Below are 15,744 nucleotides of genomic sequence, written 5' to 3' on the forward strand. Positions count from 1 at the left end.
GTTCGTCGGCGGCCGCGTCGTCGCCGTCAGCGAGCGTCGTGCCCTACCGTCCCCGCCGCCCCTTCGTCTGCCGGTAGTCCGTGTCGAGGAGGTCGAGGAAAGCCGTCACGAACGCGTCCGCCTGCTCGTCCGTCATCGCCCCCGGGTGGACCATCGGCATCAGCTCGAAGCCCCGGCCGCGAATCCGCTCCGCGTGGTGCTCGACGACGTCGAGTTCGTCCGCCGGCGTCGTCGTGTACTCCGTGCCGATCTCCGCGAGCGCGCGCTCGCCGACGGGCACGATTATCTCCGGGTTTATCATCCGCAGGTCCGCGTTCAAGAAGGGTTCGCACGTCGCCACCTCCGCGTCAGTCGGCTCGCGCTCCGGATGGCGACACCGCGTCAGGTAGGTCAGATAGGCGTTCTCGACCTCCGGCTCCTCGCTCGACGGGAGCGAGTTGTTCAGCCCGACCTGCCCGAGCACGTCCTGGAAGCGCTCGCCGGCCGCGTCGCCCGTGAACGGCACGCCCGTCCGCTCCGCGCCCGCGCTGGGTCGCTCGCCGACGAAGACGAAGTCCGCGCCCGCGTCGCCGTAGCCGTGGACGACGCGCTCGCGGACGTCGCAGAGGCCCTCGCAATTGCGACACCCCTCGTCCATCCCGAACGGGTTGTACCGCGTCTCCTGGTGGGCGTCCATGGCGCCCCCGAGGCGCGCGCCCCGCAAAGGCGTGCCGACTCTCCGTGTCCACCTACTCGACGTGCGTCTCCGCGTCGTCCGGGTCGTTCTCCGGGCTGGCGGGGTGGTAGTCGGTGTCGTACTCGCCGGGCTCGTCGTCCATCCGGTCGGGGTTGATTCGACCGCCGAGCAGCATGAAGTCGAGAATCGTCAGCCGACACATCGCCTCGACGACGGGGACGCCGCGGGGCGGTAGCACGGGGTCGTGGCGGCCGATGACCTGCGCGGTCTTCTCCTTGCCCGTCTCCCAGTCCACCGTCGTCTGCTCCGAGGGGATGGACGTCGGCGCGTGCAGCGTCAGCTCGCCGTAGATCGGCTGGCCGGTCGTGATACCGCCCTGGAGGCCGCCGTGGTCGTTCCCGACGGGGACCGGGTCGCCGTTCTCGTCGAACGTCCAGTCCTCGTTGCGCTCGCTTCCGCTGTACGCGCGCGCCTCGCGTCCGAGGCCGAACTCGAACGCCGTCGTCGCCGGCACCGACATGAGCGCCTGCCCGAGACGCGCCTCGACGCTGTCGAAGCGCGGCGCGCCGAGTCCTCGCGGTGCCCCGCGAATCTCGAAGTAGATCGAGCCGCCGATGGAGTCCCCGCGCTCCTGGTACTCCTCGATGCGCTCCTGCATCGCCGCCGCTGCCTCGGGGTCCGCACACCGCACGTCGTTCTCCTCGGTGTTCTCGAGCATCTCCTCCCACGACACCTCGCCCGCCTCGATGTCGTCGATCTGGTTCACGTGCGCCTTCACGCGCACGCCGTTCTCGCGGAGGACCTTCTTCGCAATCGCGCCCGCCGCGACCCAGTTCACCGTCTCGCGCGCCGAGGAGCGCCCGCCGCCGCCCCAGTTGCGCGTGCCGAACTTCGCCGAGTACGTGAAGTCGCCGTGCGAGGGGCGCGGCGCCGTGATGAACGGCTCGTACTTGCCCGAACGCGCGTCCTTGTTCTCGATGGTCAGCCCGATGGGCGTCCCCGTCGTGTAGCCGTCCTGCACGCCGGACTGGATCGTCACCGCGTCCGGTTCGCCCCGCGACGTCGAAATCATCGACTGGCCGGGCTTGCGCCGGTCGAGTTCGTACTGGATGTCCTCCTCGTCGAGTTCGAGGCCCGCGGGGACGCCCGAGACCGTCGCGCCCATCCCCTTCCCGTGGCTCTCGCCGTACGTCGTCACCTGAAAGAGCCGTCCGAAACGGTTCCCGTTCATTACTACGGGGTTCGACCGCGCGTGGTTAAAGGCCTTGCACAACGCGCAAAATCGGACCCGGACCGCGGACCGGGTCCGAACCCGGGCTCGCCTCGAACCCGGACCCGCGGCTTCTTGTCCCGTGACGCGACCACCCCGGGTCGTGCACTAACCGAGGCGCCCGGGGTGGGTGAGCGAAACCCGCCGGCGACCCCCCGGGAGACGAACGCCGGCGTGTCAGCCCCCACTCCCGCGCGCCGTGGCCCGCGGCGCCGCTCGCTACTCCCGCGAGACGCTCACGCCGAGATCGTAGAGCGTGTCGAAGAACCCCGGGAAGGAGACGTCGACGTCCTCCGCGCCCGTGATCGTCGTCTCGCCCTCCGCGACGAGCGCCGCGACGGCGAGCGACATCACGACGCGGTGGTCGCCGAGCCCCTCGACGTCCGCGCCGACGAGCTCGCTCTCGCTCCCGTGGACGATCAGGGCGTCGCGCTCCTCCTCGATTTCCGCGCCCATCTTCGCCAACTCCTCCGCCATCGCGCTCACACGGTCCGTCTCCTTGTAGCGGACGTGCTCCGCGTTCACTAGCTCCGTGGTGCCGTCGGCGGCCGCGCCGAGCACCGCGAGTGTCGGCAGGAGGTCGGGCGTGTCTCCGACGTCCACGGTCGTCCCCGTCAGCTCGGAGCGCCGCACGACCGCGCGGCCGTCGTCGCGGTGCCAGTCGAGGTCCGCGCCCATCTCCTCGAGGATTCCGAGAATCGCGCTGTCGCCCTGCGCGCTCGGGTAGACGCCGCGCACCTCCACCTCGGGGTCGCCGGCGAGCGCGCCCGCCGCGAGCAGGTAGGACGAAGAGGAGAAGTCGCCCGGGACGGCGTACTCGCCCTCCGTGGGCTCGTACGTCTGCCCGCCGTCGACCCGGTAGCCCGCCTCGGTCCGCTCGGCGTGGACGCCGAAGTCGTCGAGTAGCTCGACCGTAATGTCGACGTACGGCGCCGACTTCAGCTCCGTCGAGAGCTCGATTTCGAGCCCGTCGTCGGTCACCGCGCCCGCCATCAGGAGCGCGGAGATGAACTGCGAGGAGACGTCGCCGGGAATCGTCACCGACCCGCCCCCGATGGGGCCCTCGACGACGAGCGGTGCCTGTCCGTTCCCGCGCGTCGAGCGCGCCCGTCCGCCGAGTTGTTCGACGGCGTCGAGGAGCGGCGCCTGCGGGCGCGAGCGCAGCGACACGTCGCCGGTGAGGACGGTGCCGCCGTCGACGAGCGCGGCCGCGCCGGTGGCGAGGCGCATCGTCGTCCCCGAGTTCCCGCAATCGACGACGTCCGGCGGGGCCTCGGGGTTCCCGTCGAACCCGTCGATTTCGAGGACGCCCTCCACCTCGACGACGTCGCCGCCGAAGGCCTCCACCGCGCCCATCGTCTCGCGGGTGTCGGCGGACTTCAGCGCGTGCCGGACGAGCGCGCCGTCCGCGTAGCCCGCGGCGAGGATCGCGCGGTGCGTGTAGCTCTTCGACGGCGGTACCTGCGCGTCGCCGTGGACGCGCGACTGCGGGACCGTGACCTGCATACGCGAATCGGACGCGTGAGGCGTCCGTAAGCGTTCCGGGGCCGCCGGAGAGCGACGGCAAACCCTTTTGTCGCGGCGGGCGGACCCACGCGCATGGACGACGAACGCGACTACGGCGCGCTCGACGCGTTCCTCCGCGAGGCGGGCCGCGACGGCTACCTCCTGCACGCGAGCGCCGACCTCGCCGACCAGTACTACCTCTCGGGCTTCGACGCGCCCGGCCCCTTCGTGACGCTCTACACGCCCGAGCGGACGGCCCTCCTCGTCTCCGGCCTGGAGTACGGCCGCGCGACGAACGAGGCCCGCGCGGACGTTGTGCGCCGCTACGCGGACTACGACTACCACGCGCTCGTCGCCGAGCACGGCCGCGAGGAGGCGTCGCGGCGCGTCCTCGCCGCCTTCCTCGACGAGTTCGGTGCCACGGACGTGGCGACGAACGAGCGCTTCCCGCTCGGCGTCGCGGACGACCTCCGCGAGCGCGGCGTGGCGGTGACGGCCGACCGCGACGACGTCGTCGGCGACGCCCGCGCGGTGAAGACCGAGACGGAGATCGAGCACGTCCGGTCCGCGCAGCAGGCCAACGAGGCGGCGATGGCGGCCGCGGAGGACCTCCTCGCGGAGGCGGACGTCGTCGACGGCGTGCTCCTCTACCGGGACGACCCGCTCACCGCCGAGCGCGTGAAGGAGGAAATCGAGGTGACGCTCCTCCGACACGGCTGTAGCCTCGACGAGACCATCGTCGCCTGCGGCGCGGACGCCGCCGAACCGCACAACCGCGGGCGCGGCCCGCTGCGGGTGAACGAGCCGGTCGTAATCGACATCTTCCCGCGCGAGAAGGCCTCGAAGTACCACGCGGACATGACCCGGACGTTCGTGAAGGGCGAACCCACCGAGGCGGCCCGCGAGTTCTACGACGTGACGGAACGAGCGTTCGAGGCGGCGTTCGACGCGCTCGAACCCGGCGCGACGGGCGCGGACGTCCACGCGGCGGTCTGCGACGTCTACGAGGACGCGGGCTATCCGACGCTGCGCTCGGACCCCGACACCGAGACGGGGTTCATCCACTCGACGGGCCACGGCGTCGGCCTCGACGTCCACGAGGGGCCGCGGCTGAGCGAGGGTGCGGACGAGGCGCTGGAGCCGGGCCACGTCGTCACGATAGAGCCGGGGCTCTACGATTCGGCGGTCGGCGGCGTCCGCATCGAGGACATCGCGGTCGTCACCGAGGACGGCTACGAGGATTTGACGGATTACCCCGTGGAGTTCGTCGTCGAGTAATCCCCCTCGTTGGCGAGCGTGATGGAGTGGTTGACGAGGTCGTCCATCCGGTCGAGGGCGGCCTCCACGTCGTCGAGGTCGTCGATGTCCGGGTTCGAGGACTGGGCCGAGTCGAGGGCGGCGCGCGCGTTGTCGATGGAGTCGGCGAGGTCGTAGGAGAGGACGCTCGTGAGCTCCATCAGGTGGTCGCCGCGCGTGGACTCGCCCGCGACGGTCTGCCGGAAGTGGATGGAGAGGCCGTCCTCCGAGGGGTAGGCTCGGACCTCGAACTGTTTGTCGAGCGGGCCGAAGGATTCCTCGAAGGTCACGGGGTTTTGGGTGGCGATGGCGCGGTGGAACTCCGTGTAGAACGTCGAGCCGACGGATTCGGGGAAGACCTCCCAGACGTTCTCGCCGACGATTCGCTCGGCGGTGACTTCGAGGAGGTTCTCGGCTTCCTGGTTGATGTACGTGAAGCGCCAGTCCCGGTCGAGCGCGAAGAAGGCGTCCGTGATGCGCTCGTAGACGTTCCGCGCGAGGTCGTTCAGGAGCGCGACGTCCTGCTCTGCCTGATAGCGCCGCGCGGCGGAGACGAGCGTGTCGGCGAGCCGGTCGAGGCTCTCCTCCTCGTCGGCGCGGACGTAGTCGGTGACGCCCGCGGAAATCGCGTCGGCGGCGAGTTTCTCGTCGCCGTCGGTCGCGTAGAGGACGAAGGGAATCGCGGGGTCGGCGTCGCGGACGAGGCGCAGCACGCCGAGCGCGTCGATGCCGGCGAGGCCGTCCTCGCAGGCGATGCAGTCGACGTCGTGCTCGGAGAGGGCGTCGACGACGGACGCACCGTCGGGTGCGGTGACGACCCCGGCTACCGCCGCGGTCGCGTCGAGGGCACGTGCGCGTTTCCCGTCGGCGTGGTCACCGACGTAGAGTACGCGGACACCGTCGTCCATACACTACGGGGAGGTAGCGGGCGAACCGTCAAAAGCGCGTTGGCGGATCACTCGTCGCCGTGTTCGCGCAGCGACCGGAAGACGGCGGCGACGTCCTCGTCGTCGAGGTTGCCGAGCTCCTCGTCGAGTTCGCCCTCAAGCGCCTCGATGTCGGCGAGGAGGCGCTGGTACTCCTCGTTGTCGGCGAGCTGGTCGGCGTCCTTCTGGGCTTCGAGGGCGGCGCGCTTGGCGGCGAGCGAGAAGTACTCGCGGACCTCGACCGTGTACAGCCGACGGGCGAGCAGTCGGCTGACGAGGTCGGTGAGGTCGTCACGTGCGACCGGCTTGACGAGGTACGCGTCGAACCCCATCTCGATGATGTCGAAGTCGGGGTCGACGGCGCTCACCATCGCGATTTGCACGTCGCTCCCGATACCGCGGAGTTCGGCGAGGACGTCGTCACCGGATGACTCCGGGAGTCGTCGGTCCAGTAGCACGACGTCGACCTCGTCGTCGAACCGCTCGAGGGCTTCCTCCGCCGAGTTTGCGGTGCGGACGGCGTGGTCGCCGTCGAGCCACGCGGCGTAGAGGTCCGCGAGGTCCCGGTCGTCTTCGACGACGAGTACGGTCGGCCGGTCGGTCATTCGATTTTGGGTTCGTCACCGCGACGCTTAAAACCTCCCGACGGACCGACGGGAACGAACCCCTTTTGGCCGCGCGCGGGCTATCGGGTCGGCATGGACGCACTCGTCGTCGGCGCGGGCGAGATGGGCCGCTGGTTCGCGGCCGCCGTCACGCCCGACGTCGCGTTCGCGGACGCGGACCCCGCGCGCGCCGAGGCCGCGGCGGACGCGCTCGGCCCCCGTGCGCGCGCCGTCCCCCTCGACACGACGGAGTCGTTCGGCGTCGTCTGTCTCGCGGTGCCGATGCGCGTGGCGAGCGAGGCCATCGCCGAACACGCCGGGAAGGCCCAGCAGGCCGTCGTGGACGTCACGGGGTCGATGCGCGCGCCGCTCGACGCGATGGCCGCCGCGGCCCCCGCGCGCGAACGCGTGAGCTTCCACCCGCTCTTCGGCGGCGACGCCGCGCCCGGGACGGTCGCCGTCTCGACGGCCGCGAGCGGCCCCGCGACAGACGCGCTCAGACGAGACATCGAGGCCGCGGGCAACGACCTCGTCGACGTCGCCCCCGAGGAGCACGACGACGCGATGCGGACGGTGCAGGGCCGAACCCACGCCGCGATACTCGCGTTCGCGCTCGCCGCGTCGGACGCGGACGACGACGTCCCCGACGAGCTGACGACGCCGGTCTACGAGCGCCTCGCCGCGCTCGCCGAGCGCGTCCTCGACGGGACGCCGCGCGTCTACGCCGACATCCAGGCGACCTTCGACGGCGCGGACGACGTCGCCGCGGCCGCCGCGCGCCTCGCCGACACCGACCCCGACGAGTACGACGCCCTCTACGACGATGTCCGTAAATAGAGACGAACTCCGGTCGAACGCGAAGTACCTCCGGGGAGTCCGCCCCATCGATCCCGAGGAGGTCTGTGAGTATCTCAGCACGCCGCGCCACCCCGCGGTCGTCCGGCAGGCCCTCCGCGAGGAGGCGGCGTCGCTCGGCCTCGTCGAGCGCGAGGACGGAACCTTCGTTCCCGTAGAGCCGGGGCCGGCGCGCGTCGAGCGCGAGACCGTCACGGCGTTCCCCGACGAGCACGCCCGCGTGCTGGAGGACCGCCTCGTCGAGACGTACGGCCCGGACTGGCACCGCGGCGAGAGCGGCGACGCCCTCCGCGAGGCGATCCGCCGGCTGAAGGCCGACTACTACCACGAGAACGACGTCACGTACGACGCGACGGCCGCGCTCGGCTACGCCGTCTACCACCTCCCCGACTACTACGCGGTCGGGCGGTACGTCGCCGCGGACCTCGCCGCCGACGGCCTCCTCCCGCGCGACGCGCGCGTCCTCGACCTCGGCGCGGGCGTCGGCGGCCCCTTCCTCGGCCTCGCGGACGCGCTCCCCGACGACGCGCTCCTCGACTACCACGCCGTCGAGCCGAGCCCCGCCGCCGACCTCCTCACGGCCTTCTTCGACGCCGCCGACTCGAACGTCCACGCGACGCTCCACCCCGAGACCGCCGAGGCCCTCGACACCGCCGCTCTCGCGGAGGGCGGCGACTTCGACCTCGTGACGGCCTTCAGCGTCCTCAGCGAACTCGACGACCCCGTCGCTGTCGCCGAGACCTACCTCGACGTGCTCGCGGACGACGGCACGCTCGTCCTCGTCGCGCCCGCGGACCGCAACACGAGCATCGGCCTCCGCGAGGTCGAACGCGAACTGGAGACGCGCGGCGTCACCGTCTACGCGCCGACCGTTCGGCTCTGGGACGACGAACGCCCGACGGACCGCGGTTGGTCGTTCGTCGCGAAACCGGACGTGGCGGCCCCGGGCTTCCAGCGTCGCCTCGCCGAGGCCGCCGAGCGCCCCACGGAGTTCCTGAACGAGACGGTGCAGTACAGCTACGCCTTCCTGCGGACGGACGGCCGGCGGAAACACGACGTCTCGCTCCCCGCCTCGCGCTACGCGAAACTCGGCGAGGCCGAACGCCACGTCTCGAACCGCGTCGACCTCGTCGCCGCCAAACTCTCCGGCGACCTCTCCGAGGCCGGCAACCCGCTGTTCAAGATCAGCGACGGGAGCGAGGACACCGACTGTTACGCCGTCCTCGTCGACCGGAGCGCGCTCAACCGCGACCTCCTCGGCGCCGACTACGGCGACCTCCTCTCCTTCGAGTCCGTCCTCTGCCTCTGGAACAACGACGAGGGCGCGTACAACTTCGTCGTCGACGACGAGGTCGTCGTCGACCGCCTCGGCTGAGACCGACCCTCGTTCTCCGCTCGACGCGTCATCATTCCGCTCGGTGACCCACATATCCGGCTTGGCCGGCTTCACATCGATATGTGGTGGAATAGATGGCGAATGAGTAACGCGAATCAGAACTGGCGGTCCGGATATTCATGCAAAGTATGGCCGATTCGGTGCTACAGACGAGGTATAGGCTATCTGGTGCGTCATGTGCGAGGGTTTATGTGGGTTGGTTTCGTGTTACGCTTATGGATACTGCTCTCCCACAGCGGGCGAACCCAGAGGTAGTGTATGACATCTGCCGAGCGATGAAGGGCGTCGACCAGTTCACCCGGAACGAGGTGTACGAGGAGGTTTCGGGGAAGACGCGTGATCTCCGGCGTGGACTCACGCTCGCCCGCCGTCTCGGGTTCTTGCGCGAGGTCGATAGCGGTACGGACGACGTGTTTCGGCTCACGACGCGGGGGACCGGGCTCGGCTATCAGTCGTCCTACGACGGCAACGAGACCGTCGAAGAGCTGTTCCGTGAGGCTATCGAGGAGTTCCGGCCGTACCGAGAGGTTCTGGTTCAGGCGCACGAGGGGAACGCGACGTCCGAAGTGATGGGAGACGCTTGTGTCACGCAGAGCGCGTTTCGAGAGGCCGCGGATTCCGTGATCGACGACGAAGTGAAGGACCGAGAGGTGAACCTCCTGATAAAAACCGCTCAGGCGGCCGGCCTCGGCGAATACCGAACAGGAAAGCGGGGATACGAGACACGCCTCATACTCTCAGACGACTACGCGCCCTTCGTGGAGTCCCTCACCCGAAAGCACCCGTCGCCGGCAGCGGCCACCGGCGGGACGACTGACGGGGAACGGGAGACAGTGGCTGAGACGGAAGATGAGGTGCCCGGAGGTTCGTCAGATTCGTCCGACGTGACCATCACGGTCGAATTCGACGTCGGCGACCGCACGAGCGAGGAGATCGCCACGATAGTCGACGAAATCCGCCACGTGACGGACGAGTAACGTGCCGGGGACCGACGTCAACGAGGAACTCTCGCGCCTCGTCGCGCGGCGGGTGGCCGGCCTGTCGATGGTCCGAAGCGTACGGCCGTTCCCGCCGGCGAAACCCGACAGAGTCGTCGCACGTCTGGAGTCCGACCATTACCCGTCGGTCGTCGAGGCCGTCACGGTCGACTTTCGGTTCGGACGAGCGGGCGAGTTCAACGTTGTGTACGTGGAACATTGGTCCGGCGAAACGTGGTCGTGTCGGTGGGACCGTCACGAGAACCCACATAGCGACCGCGATCATTTCCACCCGCCACCGGACCCGAACAACACGTCGCGGGAGGCGCTCGCCGCCGTGTATCCCGCTAGCCAGAGCGCGGTCGTCGGTGTCGTCTTCGACGCACTCCGTGAACGATACACCGCCCTCTGGGAGAACCCTGACGAACCGACTTACCCATCCGAATACGGGTTCGACCCCGGCGACGGCGACTGGCCGTTTCTCCGCGACTGACGCGACCGGCCAGGCGCACATATATCCGTCCATCCGCAGATTAATGTACGTGTACGCCCGAGAGGGTAGCATGACCGACGGGAGTGCCCCTCCGACCGACTTCTCCTTGGCCGACGAGTGGGAGGACGTCGAGGCGAACCGGACCGTCCGCGAGCGGGTCTACGAGGTTGCCACCACGCTCACCGAACCGACCGCAGTCGGTGACGTCGCGGAGCGCGCCGACTGCGGCAAGGAGGGCGCGCGGACGCACCTCGAATGGCTCGTCGACCTCGGCGTGCTGGAAAAGGTCGCCGACAATCCCGCGCTCTTCACCCGACACGAGCCGTACTTCGAGTTCCGACGGGTGACCGAGCTCGCCCGTGACGCCGGCTCGGCAGATGCGCTCGACGAACGGTTGGACGCCTACCGCGAGCGCGCCGACGCCCTCTCCGAGCACTTCGACGCCGCGACCCCGGACGCGGTCGTGCTCGACGACGTTCCGGACGCGGAGTTCGAGGACGCCGCGGACAAACTCGGCGAGTGGCGGACGGTCGAGCGCCGCCTCCGCGAGGTCCGGCTGGCGAAGCTCCGCTTCGAGGGCGGTCGCGGGGCGTCGTCGAGCGTCGGCCCCTGATGCGGTCCGAATGACAACATCGAAGGGACGTCTCCCCGACCGCTCGGTATGAAGATCGTTCTCACCAACGACGACGGGATCGAGAGCCCCGGCCTCGCCGCGCTCTACGAGTCGCTCTCGGCCGTCGGGGACGTCACCGCGGTCGCGCCCGCGGTGGACATGAGCGCGACGGGCCGCGCGCTCTCCCGTGAGGTCGTCGTCGACGAGCACGAGTACGGCTACGCGGTCCGCGGGACGCCCTCCGACTGCGTGGTCGCGGCGCTGGAGTCGCTCGTCCCGGACGCGGACCTCGTCGTCTCCGGCTGTAACCGCGGGGGGAACCTCGGGATGTACGTCCTCGGCCGGTCGGGGACCGTGAGCGCCGCCGTCGAGTCCGCGTTCTTCGACGTCCCCGCGATCTCCGTGTCGCTCGCGTTGACGAGCGAGGACTTCGAGTCCGGCGAGACGCCGAAGGCGGACTACGCGGAGGCCGCGGCCGTCACGCGCTACCTCGTCGCGCACACGCTCGACTCGGGCGTCTTCGAGCGCGCGGACTACCTGAACGTGAACGCGCCCCGTCCCGGGACGGGGACGGGCGACCTCGCGGTGACGCGACCGACGCACGGCTACGAGATGCGCGTCGAGCGCGACGGCGACCACCTCCGACTCCACGACGAGATGTGGGACCGAATCGACCGGGGCATCGTCGCGGGCGAACCCGACGACAGCGACCTTCGCGCCGTCGTCGAGGGGTCGACGAGCGTCTCGCCGCTCACCGCCCCCCACACGACCGAACACCACGAGGTCCTCGACACCCTCGCCGCGGACTACTGAGCTACCGGCTCGCCGCCACTTCGCGGATTACGCCGTCACTTCGTCGAGCACGTCGCGCACGCGCGCCTCGATCTCGTCGCGTATCGCGGCGACGGCTGCGGGGTCCCGGCCGTCCGGGTCGTCGAGGTCCCAATCGCGGTTCTCGCCCGCCCACCCCGCGGGGCAGACGTCGTCGGCCGAACAGCCCATCGTGACCACGTAGTCGGCGCGCTGGACCTCCTCGAACGTCACCTCGCGCGGTTCGCGCCCGGTGAGGTCGATGTCGACCGCGCGCATCGCCTCGACGACCTCCGCGTGGACGTGTTCGGCGGGGTCGGTGCCGCCCGTGACGATCTCGATCTCGTCGTCGAGGCCGCGTGCGGCGACCTCGCGCTCGGCGAACGTGGTCGCCATCTGCGAGCGGCCCGCGTTCTGCACGCAGACGAAGGCGAGGGTGGTCGTCATCGGACCATCATCCCGTTCACGGTGTCGGCTGTCGTGGTGGCTGTCGCGTGCGGTGCGGTGGTTCCTGTGGTCTCGGTCGTGGCTGTGTGGGGCATGGGTGTCAGTCGTCGGTGGGCGTGAAGGCGGTGCCGGTCGGGGCGTCGTCGAACAGCGAGTCCTTGGTGGCGAGCGCGACGCGGACGAGCGCGAGCATCACGGGGACCTCGATGAGCGGGCCGACGACGGTGGCGAGCGCGACGTCGCTCCCGATGCCGAAGACGGCGACGGCGACGGCGATGGCGAGCTCGAAGTTGTTGGAGGCGGCGGTGAACGCGAGGCTGACGCCCTCCGTGTAGTCGAAGCCGACCGCGGCGCTGACGCCGTAGGCGACCACCCAGAGCGCGACGAAGAAGACGAAGAGCGGGACGGCGATGCGAACGATACGGAGGGGGTCGGCGACGATGACGTCGCCCTTCAGCGCGAACATGACGACGACGGTGAAGAGCAACCCGAGGAGGCCGAGCGGGCCGATGCGCGGGATGAAGCGGCCGTAGTAGGCCTCGCGGCCGACGGTGCGGAAGGCGACGCGCTGGGTGAGGTAGCCGAGGACGAGCGGGAGGCCGAGGAAGACGCCGACCATCTGCGCGACGAGGGCCATCGAGACGTCGACGGCGGTCCCGCGGAGGACGGTGAGGAAGAAGAACGCGTAGGGGACGAAGAGGGCGATCTGCAACAGGCTGTTGACGCCGACGCAGACCGCGCATAGCTCCTGGTTGCCGGCGGCGAGCTCGTTCCAGACGAGCACCATGGCGATGCAGGGCGCGATGCCGACGATGATGAGGCCGGTGACGAGGTCGGGATATCCACCGAGGAAGAGGACGGCGAGGCCGTACATGAGCGCGGGCGCGACGAGCCAGTTGAACGCGAGCGTGAGACCGATCTCGGCTCGATTGGTGCGGGTGACGCGCGGGATGCGGTCGTACTCTATCTCGGCCATGATGGGGAAGATCATCACGAAGAGCCCGACGGCGATGGGGAGGCTAGTGCCGTGCCACGTGACGGCGTTCAGGACGTCGACGACGCCGGGCGCGAAGCGTCCGAGCGCGACGCCACAGAGCATGGCGAGGCCGATCCAGACGGTGAGGTAGCGGTCGAGGACGCCGAGGGAGTCGCTCACTCGGCGGCCCCCGTCTCGTCCTCGCTTTCCGCGGCGGCGAACAGCCCGTTCGCGAGCGCGGTGCTCTCGTAGTAGCGCCAGTTGCCGTCCTTGCGTCGGTCGACGAGGCCGGCGTCGACGAGGTCGGCGAGCGCGTGGCTGACGGCGCTCTCGCTGACGTCGACGAGGGCTTCGAGCTCGCAGACGCAGCGCTCGGTCCCGTCGACGGCGAGCGCGCGGGCGAGCCGATACCGCGTCTCGTTCCCGAGGACGGCGAACGGCGCGCGGGTGTCGTCGTCCGCGAACGCCTCGTCCGCGAGCGCGTCGAGTTCGGCCCGTCGCGCCGTCACGTCGGCGTCGCAGCAGTCGCCGAGCTCGTCCGCGAGGAGTCGCTCCAGTCGTGTCGCTGACTCTGCCATCACCAGCTATCTGCACGACGCTGCAGATAGGGGTTGCGGTCTGAATGCGAGTTCAGATAACTCGGGTACGGACCGCCGGCCGTCGCGGGGCGTGCGTCGTCGGTCGTCGCCGGTCGTGCGTCGTCGCCGGTCGTGCGTCGTCGGTGGGTGCGCTGACGCGCGAGCGTGGGGTCCGCGGAGGCGAAGTCCCTTTCCCCGTGTCGGGGTAACGACCCGGTATGCCTGCCGAAGACGTCGACGCGGTCGACCGGGAGATTCTGTACGCGCTCCAGGAGGACGCGCGGAACCTCTCGTCGAGCGACATCGCCGAACGAACCGGGACGTCGGGGAGCACGGTCAGAAAGCGCATCCGGCGCTTGGAGGAGGCGGGCGTCGTCAAGGGGTACAGCGCCGAGGTGGACTACGAGCGTTCGGGCTACCCGATACGGATGCTCCTCTTCTGTACGGCGTCCATCCACGAGCGCGGCGACCTCATCCCCGACGTGTTGGCCCTCGACGGCGTCGTCTCCGTCCAGGAGCTCATCACGGGCGAGGAGAACCTGCTCGTGACCGCCGTCGGGCGCTCGGACAGCGACATCACGCCCGTCGCGGAGGAACTCCTCGACATGGGCATCACCGTCTCCGACGAGGTACTCGTCAAGAGCCACGTCACGACGCCGTTTGGTCGCTTCGAGGAGGAGTGACCGACGAGTCGTTCACGAACAATAACACAGTCTATCGAACAATCTGGGAACAGACGAAGGTTTTATTGCCCAATCTGTTCGTACTGTGGGGTAGGTGTGACCGGGGACGTTCCCCCGCGTCACGATACGCACACGATGTCGGACACACACCCCACCCGGACGGTCGGCGCACTCCCCGACGCGACGTCGGAAACGCCCCGCGCTCCCGTGTGGCTCACCCGACTCGTCTGGACGCTGTGGGCCGCGAGCGTCGGTCTCCTCGGCGCGCACGCGTTCACCGGCGCGACGTGGGGCGTCCCCGGTGTCGTCGCGTTCGACGGCCTGAGCGCCGTCATGTGGGTCGCCGTCACGTTCTTCAGCGGCATCGTGCACAGCTACTCGCGGCGCTACATGGCCGGCAGCGAGCGCATCACCGCGTTCTTCGTGCGCATCTTCGCCTTCACGCTCGTCGTGCTGGCGCTCGTCGCCGCCGCGAACACCGCGCTCTTCACTCTCGCGTGGCTCGCCATGGGCCTCCTCATGGCCGACCTCGTCGGCTACGCCGAGGGGTGGCCCCAGGCGCAGACCGCCGCCTCCCTCTCCCGCAAGTACTTCCTCGCCAGTAGCGCGCTCGTCGGCGTCGCCGCCGCGACCCTCTGGGCGACCACGGGCGCGTCCACCTTCGCGGGCGTCGCCGCCGTCGCCGACACCCTCTCCCCGACCGTCTGGCTCGTCGTCGCCGCGAGCCTGCTCCTCGCCGCGATGATCCAGTCCGCCCTCGTCCCCTTCCAGGGCTGGCTCCTCTCCTCGATGACCGCGCCGACGCCCGCCTCCGCGCTCATGCACGCCGGCTTCGTCAACGCCGGCGGCATCCTCCTCGTCCGCTTCGCCCCCGTCGTCACCGCCGAGGCGGGCTTCATGCTCCTCATCGTCGCCGTCGGTGCCGCGAGCGCGCTCCTCGGCAAACTCCTCCGCACCGTGCAGACGGACGTCAAGGGCCGCCTCGGCTGCTCGACGACCGGCCAGATGAGCTTCATGCTCATGCAGGCCGGCCTCGGCTTCTTCGCCGCCGCCATCACCCACCTCATCCTCCACGGCTTCTACAAGGCCTACGAGTTCCTCTCGAACGGCAGCGGTGTCTCGCGCACGGCGCCCGGCGAGGGGCACGGCGCGACGCCGTCGCTCACCGCCGTGGGCGCGCTCGCCACCGGCGTCACCGCCGTCGCGGGCGGCGTCCTCTTCGCCGTCCTCACCGGCGAGGGCCTCCACGCCGACAGCGGCCTCCTCCTCGCCGGCCTCGTCGTGCTGACGACGCTCCACGCCGCCCGGCAGGCCATCGGGCGCGCCGGCGTCTCGCCCGCCGTCCGCTACGGCGCGGTCGCGCTCGTCTTCCTCCCCGCCATCGCCGTCTACGGGCTCGTCTACGGCGCCATCGAGGGGCTGCTGGCCGGGTCGGTGATCGCCGCCGCCCCCACCGACCTCACCGCCGTTCACGTCGCCGTCGCGGCCGCGTTCGCCGCCGTCTACCTCGCCATCGAGACCGGCGTCTATCGCCGCAGCACGCGGCTCTACGTCGCGCTTCGCACCGCCGGCCGGCCGGACGGTCGCACCGTCCTGACGAACACGGAGGCCTACGATGAGTACTGAGACACACACCG

Annotated in this window: 17 protein-coding genes; 9 read left to right on the top strand and 8 right to left on the bottom strand. The window is 70.0% G+C overall.

Features of this window, described 5'->3' with window-relative positions:
• Window positions 1-43 precede the first annotated feature (43 nt).
• From IEX84_RS06660 to aroA, 3 genes are all read right to left on the bottom strand, one after another.
• A complete protein-coding gene (locus tag IEX84_RS06660; protein ID WP_188871146.1) occupies window positions 44-676 on the bottom strand; it encodes a uracil-DNA glycosylase in 633 nt (210 codons plus the stop codon).
• 52 nt (window positions 677-728) lie between these two features.
• A complete protein-coding gene (gene aroC / locus IEX84_RS06665; protein WP_188871148.1) occupies window positions 729-1,907 on the bottom strand; it encodes a chorismate synthase in 1,179 nt (392 codons plus the stop codon).
• A gap of 258 nt (window positions 1,908-2,165) precedes the next feature.
• Window positions 2,166-3,452, bottom strand: a complete 1,287-nt coding sequence (gene aroA / locus IEX84_RS06670; protein WP_188871150.1) for a 3-phosphoshikimate 1-carboxyvinyltransferase — start codon at window positions 3,450-3,452, stop codon at window positions 2,166-2,168.
• Window positions 3,453-3,545: 93 nt separating this feature from the next.
• On the opposite strand from aroA, the gene IEX84_RS06675 reads away from it, so the two are divergent.
• Window positions 3,546-4,730, top strand: a complete 1,185-nt coding sequence (locus IEX84_RS06675; RefSeq protein ID WP_188871153.1) for a M24 family metallopeptidase — start codon at window positions 3,546-3,548, stop codon at window positions 4,728-4,730.
• On the opposite strand, the gene IEX84_RS06680 is transcribed toward IEX84_RS06675, so the two are convergent.
• Together IEX84_RS06680 and IEX84_RS06685 are read right to left on the bottom strand one after the other, a co-directional pair.
• Window positions 4,703-5,656, bottom strand: coding sequence for a PAS domain-containing protein (locus tag IEX84_RS06680; protein ID WP_188871155.1), 954 nt, complete (start codon window positions 5,654-5,656; stop codon window positions 4,703-4,705). The genes IEX84_RS06675 and IEX84_RS06680 overlap by 28 nt on opposite strands.
• 47 nt (window positions 5,657-5,703) lie before the next feature.
• Window positions 5,704-6,279 (bottom strand): HalX domain-containing protein, encoded by a 576-nt coding sequence (locus IEX84_RS06685; protein ID WP_188871157.1) that lies wholly within the window; start codon window positions 6,277-6,279, stop codon window positions 5,704-5,706.
• 93 nt (window positions 6,280-6,372) lie between these two features.
• Here IEX84_RS06685 and IEX84_RS06690 point away from each other — a divergent pair, with 93 nt between their 5' ends.
• The 6 genes from IEX84_RS06690 to surE all read left to right on the top strand — a co-directional run bounded on the left by IEX84_RS06690 (window position 6,373) and on the right by surE (window position 11,426).
• A complete protein-coding gene (locus IEX84_RS06690; protein ID WP_188871159.1) occupies window positions 6,373-7,116 on the top strand; it encodes a prephenate dehydrogenase/arogenate dehydrogenase family protein in 744 nt (247 codons plus the stop codon).
• Complete coding sequence (locus IEX84_RS06695) at window positions 7,103-8,509, top strand: small ribosomal subunit Rsm22 family protein (RefSeq protein ID WP_188871161.1); 1,407 nt, start codon at window positions 7,103-7,105, stop codon at window positions 8,507-8,509. The genes IEX84_RS06690 and IEX84_RS06695 overlap by 14 nt, the downstream gene beginning before the upstream one ends.
• A 236-nt stretch (window positions 8,510-8,745) precedes the next feature.
• Entirely contained in the window at window positions 8,746-9,507 is a 762-nt protein-coding gene (locus IEX84_RS06700; RefSeq protein ID WP_188871164.1) for a hypothetical protein, read from the top strand.
• A gap of 1 nt (window position 9,508) precedes the next feature.
• On the top strand, window positions 9,509-10,000 hold the full coding sequence (locus IEX84_RS06705; protein ID WP_188871166.1) for a hypothetical protein: 492 nt from the start codon (window positions 9,509-9,511) through the stop codon (window positions 9,998-10,000).
• A gap of 70 nt (window positions 10,001-10,070) precedes the next feature.
• Window positions 10,071-10,613, top strand: a complete 543-nt coding sequence (locus tag IEX84_RS06710) for a DUF7342 family protein (RefSeq protein ID WP_188871168.1) — start codon at window positions 10,071-10,073, stop codon at window positions 10,611-10,613.
• A gap of 48 nt (window positions 10,614-10,661) precedes the next feature.
• Complete coding sequence (surE, locus tag IEX84_RS06715; protein ID WP_188871170.1) at window positions 10,662-11,426, top strand: 5'/3'-nucleotidase SurE; 765 nt, start codon at window positions 10,662-10,664, stop codon at window positions 11,424-11,426.
• Window positions 11,427-11,453: 27 nt separating this feature from the next.
• On the opposite strand, the gene IEX84_RS06720 is transcribed toward surE, so the two are convergent.
• From IEX84_RS06720 to IEX84_RS06730, 3 genes are all read right to left on the bottom strand, one after another.
• Window positions 11,454-11,870 (bottom strand): arsenate-mycothiol transferase ArsC, encoded by a 417-nt coding sequence (locus IEX84_RS06720; RefSeq protein WP_188871172.1) that lies wholly within the window; start codon window positions 11,868-11,870, stop codon window positions 11,454-11,456.
• Window positions 11,871-11,970: 100 nt separating this feature from the next.
• Entirely contained in the window at window positions 11,971-13,026 is a 1,056-nt protein-coding gene (gene arsB, locus IEX84_RS06725; RefSeq protein WP_188871174.1) for an ACR3 family arsenite efflux transporter, read from the bottom strand.
• On the bottom strand, window positions 13,023-13,424 hold the full coding sequence (locus IEX84_RS06730) for an ArsR/SmtB family transcription factor (protein ID WP_188871176.1): 402 nt from the start codon (window positions 13,422-13,424) through the stop codon (window positions 13,023-13,025). The genes arsB and IEX84_RS06730 overlap by 4 nt, the downstream gene beginning before the upstream one ends.
• Window positions 13,425-13,642: 218 nt before the next feature.
• On the opposite strand from IEX84_RS06730, the gene IEX84_RS06735 reads away from it, so the two are divergent.
• Window positions 13,643-14,107, top strand: coding sequence for an Lrp/AsnC family transcriptional regulator (locus tag IEX84_RS06735; protein ID WP_188871178.1), 465 nt, complete (start codon window positions 13,643-13,645; stop codon window positions 14,105-14,107).
• Between the two features lie 135 nt (window positions 14,108-14,242).
• Window positions 14,243-15,733, top strand: a complete 1,491-nt coding sequence (locus IEX84_RS06740; RefSeq protein WP_188871180.1) for a proton-conducting transporter transmembrane domain-containing protein — start codon at window positions 14,243-14,245, stop codon at window positions 15,731-15,733.
• The last annotated feature ends 11 nt before the right edge of the window (window positions 15,734-15,744 follow it).

Source organism: Halarchaeum rubridurum (genome assembly GCF_014647115.1).
GTDB classification, from domain to species: Archaea; Halobacteriota; Halobacteria; order Halobacteriales; family Halobacteriaceae; genus Halarchaeum; species Halarchaeum rubridurum.

Excerpts from the sequence above, each read along its gene's own strand:
- IEX84_RS06735 (WP_188871178.1), top strand. The coding sequence starts at position 13,643 with ATGCCTGCCGAAGACGTCGACGCGGTCGACCGGGAGATTCTGTACGCG.
- IEX84_RS06685 (WP_188871157.1), bottom strand. The coding sequence starts at position 6,279 with ATGACCGACCGGCCGACCGTACTCGTCGTCGAAGACGACCGGGACCTC.
- IEX84_RS06680 (WP_188871155.1), bottom strand. The coding sequence starts at position 5,656 with ATGGACGACGGTGTCCGCGTACTCTACGTCGGTGACCACGCCGACGGG.
- IEX84_RS06675 (WP_188871153.1), top strand. The coding sequence starts at position 3,546 with ATGGACGACGAACGCGACTACGGCGCGCTCGACGCGTTCCTCCGCGAG.
- aroC (WP_188871148.1), bottom strand. The coding sequence starts at position 1,907 with ATGAACGGGAACCGTTTCGGACGGCTCTTTCAGGTGACGACGTACGGC.
- IEX84_RS06690 (WP_188871159.1), top strand. The coding sequence starts at position 6,373 with ATGGACGCACTCGTCGTCGGCGCGGGCGAGATGGGCCGCTGGTTCGCG.
- IEX84_RS06740 (WP_188871180.1), top strand. The coding sequence starts at position 14,243 with ATGTCGGACACACACCCCACCCGGACGGTCGGCGCACTCCCCGACGCG.
- IEX84_RS06710 (WP_188871168.1), top strand. The coding sequence starts at position 10,071 with ATGACCGACGGGAGTGCCCCTCCGACCGACTTCTCCTTGGCCGACGAG.
- IEX84_RS06660 (WP_188871146.1), bottom strand. The coding sequence starts at position 676 with ATGGACGCCCACCAGGAGACGCGGTACAACCCGTTCGGGATGGACGAG.
- IEX84_RS06720 (WP_188871172.1), bottom strand. The coding sequence starts at position 11,870 with ATGACGACCACCCTCGCCTTCGTCTGCGTGCAGAACGCGGGCCGCTCG.
- IEX84_RS06700 (WP_188871164.1), top strand. The coding sequence starts at position 8,746 with ATGGATACTGCTCTCCCACAGCGGGCGAACCCAGAGGTAGTGTATGAC.
- IEX84_RS06695 (WP_188871161.1), top strand. The coding sequence starts at position 7,103 with ATGTCCGTAAATAGAGACGAACTCCGGTCGAACGCGAAGTACCTCCGG.
- surE (WP_188871170.1), top strand. The coding sequence starts at position 10,662 with ATGAAGATCGTTCTCACCAACGACGACGGGATCGAGAGCCCCGGCCTC.
- aroA (WP_188871150.1), bottom strand. The coding sequence starts at position 3,452 with ATGCAGGTCACGGTCCCGCAGTCGCGCGTCCACGGCGACGCGCAGGTA.
- IEX84_RS06730 (WP_188871176.1), bottom strand. The coding sequence starts at position 13,424 with ATGGCAGAGTCAGCGACACGACTGGAGCGACTCCTCGCGGACGAGCTC.